The sequence below is a fragment of the Steroidobacter sp. genome (assembly GCF_016790065.1).
GTDB lineage: Bacteria > Pseudomonadota > Gammaproteobacteria > Steroidobacterales > Steroidobacteraceae > Steroidobacter.
In genome coordinates this window covers 1-4182 of the sequence record NZ_JAEUPY010000836.1, presented here as the reverse complement: position 1 = coordinate 4182, position 4182 = coordinate 1, and the positions used below count along the sequence as shown (strand labels likewise).

Sequence of the window (4182 nt, the reverse complement as noted above, 5' to 3'; positions counted from 1 at the left end):
GAGGTGCTCTCAGGCAAGAGCATCATTCATGTGCACAGCTATCGTCAGGACGAACTGTTGGCGTTCATGCGTTTGACCCGAGAGTTCGGCATCGTGCCGGTGTTCCATCACGTGAGCGAGGGCTACAAGGTCGCCGACGAGATGGCGGCGATGGGAGCGGGCGCGTCCACCTTCCCGGACTACTGGGGATTTCGTTTCGAGACCGCCGACGGCATCCCGTACAACATGGCATTGATGACGCGGCAAGGCGTGGTGGTGTCGCTGGGTTCGGATTCGAGCGCCGGCGCACCCAACCTCAATATCGATGCGGTGAAGGCGGTTCGTTATGGCGCGCTTTCCGAGAGCGAGGCGCTGCAGTTGGTCACGCTCAACCCTGCACGTCAGATGCGCGTCCAGCAACGCATCGGTTCGTTGGAGCCCGGCAAGGACGCGGACTTCGTGCTCTGGAGCGATCATCCGTTGTCGGTGCAAGCCAAGGTGCTGCAGACCTGGATCGATGGCCGTCGCTACTTCGATGCCGATGAAGATCGTCGAGAGCAGGCGCGAATCGAACGAGAGCGAGCGCGGCTCATCGACAAAGTGCGTGGAGCGGCCGCCCCTTGAAAACATTCGTGGCTGGTTTTTGTTTGTTCGCGGCGCTGCTACTGCCGGCTCAACATGCAGCGAGCGCGAGCCTGCTGTTTCAGGGAGCGGACCTGTACACCATCAGTGATGGCGTGCTCACTGCGGGGGAGATGCTGATCGAGAATGGCCGGATCACTGCGATCGGTGAGCATCTGCCGGCACCCGCCAACGTCGAGCGGATCGACTTGCGCGGCAAGCGTATTTATCCCGGATTGATTGTCGCCAACAGCGTCATCGGTCTGTCGGAGTTCGGCGCGGTGAAGGTGACGCAAGATTTTGCCGAAGGTGGCGCGATCAACGCCGCCTTGCGTGTCGACCTCGCCGTCAATCCCGATACGGTGGCGTGGCCCGTCGCTCGCGCCAATGGAGTGCTTGCCGCCTTGGTGGTGCCGCAGCCCGGTTCGGGCGGCATCATCTCCGGCCAATCGGCGTTGATGCAGCCAAGCGGTTGGACCACCGAGGCCATGACCATTGCAGCACCTGTGGGCGTGCATGTCTTCTGGCCCAACGATGAACAGCTGCCGGTGTTGGAGCGAGCCATGCGTGATGCCAGGGCGTATGTAGCTGCGCGCGATGCGGGTCGCTCGAGCGAATCCGATCCGCAATGGGAAGCGCTGCGGCCTGTGCTGCTCGGCCAGCGGCCGTTGATGATTCATGCCGATCGCCTGCACGAGTTGCGAGCGATCCTGGACTTCGTGGATCGTGAGCGGATTCGCGTCGTGCTGATGGGCGGCGATGAAGCGTGGCGTATCGCAGAGGAACTGCGACGACGCGATATCGCTGTCGTGCTCGGTCCAGCGTTCAGCACTCCCTCACGTCGTTGGGAAGCGAACGATGTTACCTACCGTAGGGCCGGCGTACTGGCGAATGCCGGCGTCCGTATCGCCATTACCAACGGCGGTGAGTATTGGGTGGTGACGCGTGAACGTAATCTTCCCTACGAGGCGGCGAAGTATGCAGCCTACGGCCTGGATGAAGCGGCGGCGTTGCGTGCCATTACGCTGAGTGCGGCCGAGATTCTTGGGGTGGATGATCGCTTAGGGTCGTTGCAGGTGGGCAAGGTGGCCAGCTTTTTCGTCGCCGACGGCAACATTCTGGATGTGCGCAGCGCAGTCGAACGCGCTTGGATCGACGGCCGCGAGATCGACCTGCATGACAATCGTCAGTGGCAGTTGTACCAGCGCTATCTGCGGAAGTACGCAAGCCCCGAGCGCTGATTCGCCGGCTGCCTGCCAGCTCGTAAGGCAGACGCCTAATCCCCTCATCAGGCAGTCGCTGGCCATAGGCGTTTCCACTCGTGGAATGGCAGCGCTCCGCCGCGGTGCAGCTAAGGACTTCCCGAAAAATCGCTGCATATCCCTTCAGGGCCCTACATTACACGCCTGACCAGTCGTTACAGCTACTGCATTACTCGCGCTCGGGAGATTTGCGGACGTCAGCATTTGCTGGCGGGCTCCCTGTTCAATGTAGGAGATGGCGTGTGAACGCTTCGAAGGCTGCTTGGTTGCGTAACTTGCTTGCGCTGGGTCCCACGGAACAGGAACAGCAAGCGGCGCTGGAACGCGCGCGTGAGTTGTCCGAGATGCAGGGCCGACTGGCGGCACTCGACAAAGTGCAAGCCACCATCGAGTTCAAGCTCGACGGCACCATCCTGCACGCCAACGAAAATTTCCTGCGCACCATGGGCTATCGGCTCGACGAAGTGCAGGGTCGCCACCACAGCATGTTCGCCGAACCGGGCTACGCAACCTCGACTGAATACCGTCAGTTCTGGGACAAGTTGAATCGTGGCGAATTCGACCACGGTCAATACAAGCGCGTCGGCAAGGGCGGCAAGGAAGTCTGGATTCAGGCGTCGTACAACCCGATCCTGGATACCAACGGCAAGCCCTGCAAGGTCATCAAGTTCGCCACCGACATCACGGCCGATAAACAGCGCGCCGCGGATGTCGAAGGTCAGCTGGCTGCGATCAGCAAGGCGCAGGCCGTGATCGAGTTTTCGCTCGACGGCCGTATCCTGAATGCCAACAGCAATTTTCTAGCGACGCTCGGCTACTCGTTGGAAGAGATCAAAGGCCAGCATCATTCGTTGTTCGTCGATCCGGTCCAGCGCAACAGCACCGAATATCGTTTGTTCTGGGAGAAGCTGGGTCGCGGCGAATACGACGCCGGCCAGTACAAGCGTATCGGCAAGGGCGGCAAGGAAATCTGGATTCAAGCGTCTTACAACCCGATCATGGATGTGAACGGCAAGCCGTTCAAAGTGGTCAAGTACGCCACTGACATCACGGCGGAGATCAACGCCAATCACATGTTGCGCGAAGCCGTCGAGCAGGCGCAGTCGGTCACCTCGGCAGCGCGTAATGGCGATCTGTCGCAACGTATTCCGGTGGCCGGGAAGAGCGGGCCGATCGCATCGCTGTGCGAAGGCGTCAATTCCTTGATGGAGACGACGTCGGTGATTTTCTCCGATGTCGGCCGAGTCTTCGGTGCGTTGGCGGAAGGCGATTTGTCCCAACGTATCACGCGCGATTACGCCGGCGTGTTCGGTGCCGTCAAGGCCGACGCCAATGCCACCAGCGAGAAGCTGGCTGCCATCATCGAAGATGTGGGCCGAGTGTTCTCTGGTCTCGCCAGCGGCGATCTGACTCAGCGCATTACCCGCGACGCGCAGGGCACGTTCAATCAGGTCAAAGATGACGCCAATGCGAGTTGCGATAAGTTGGCGTCCATCATCGAAGAAGTGCGCGCGGCCGCGGCTGCGTTGACGGGTGCAGCCAACCAAGTGAGCTCGACGGCGCAGAGCCTGTCGCAGTCGGCCACTGAACAGGCGTCTTCGGTCGAGGAAACCACTGCATCGATCGACGCCATGTCGGCATCGATCACCCAGAACAGCGACAACGCCAAGGTCACCGACAGCATGGCCACCAAGGCCAGCAAGGAAGCCGGCGAGGGTGGGCAAGCGGTGACGCAGACGGTGGCAGCGATGAAGCAGATCGCACAGAAGATCAGCATCATCGATGACATTGCTTATCAAACCAACCTGCTGGCCTTGAACGCTGCTATCGAAGCTGCGCGCGCCGGCGAACATGGCCGCGGCTTCTCAGTGGTTGCCTCCGAAGTGCGCAAGCTCGCTGAACGTAGCCAAGAGGCTGCCAAAGAGATCGGCGAACTCGCCGGTAACAGCGTCTCGACCGCGGAACGTGCCGGCAAGTTGCTGGATGAAATCGTCCCGTCGATCCAACGCACGTCGGATCTGGTGCAGGAAATCGCCGCAGCGTCGCAGGAGCAGAGCGAGTCGGTGAAGCAGATCGGTGGCGCCATGGATCAGCTCAGCAGAGCCACTCAACAGAATGCCTCGGCATCCGAAGAGCTGGCGGCTACGTCTGAAGAGCTGTCCGGTCAGGCCGAACAGCTGCAGGACTCGGTGGCGTTCTTCAACGTCGGCGACAGCGCTCCGGCCAAGTTTGAGAAACAGGAAGTCGTAAGCTCACGCGAGCGTCGTGCTCCTGGATCGCCGATGCGTGGTAGCAGCCGGAGTGCAGCTGCTCCCGCGTT

General features: G+C 60.8%; 3 protein-coding genes. All 3 read left to right on the top strand.

The window, feature by feature from the left end; translation table 11 throughout:
- On the top strand, positions 1 to 603 hold a 603-nt coding region (locus JNL55_RS33515; RefSeq protein ID WP_293865100.1), incomplete at its 5' end, for an amidohydrolase family protein.
- On the top strand, positions 600 to 1841 hold the full coding sequence (locus tag JNL55_RS33510; RefSeq protein ID WP_293865097.1) for an amidohydrolase family protein: 1242 nt from the start codon (positions 600 to 602) through the stop codon (positions 1839 to 1841). The genes JNL55_RS33515 and JNL55_RS33510, both read left to right, overlap by 4 nt.
- A 263-nt stretch (positions 1842 to 2104) precedes the next feature.
- Positions 2105 to 4182, top strand: a 2078-nt coding sequence (locus tag JNL55_RS33505) for a methyl-accepting chemotaxis protein (RefSeq protein WP_293865094.1), incomplete at its 3' end; no start/stop codon positions are given.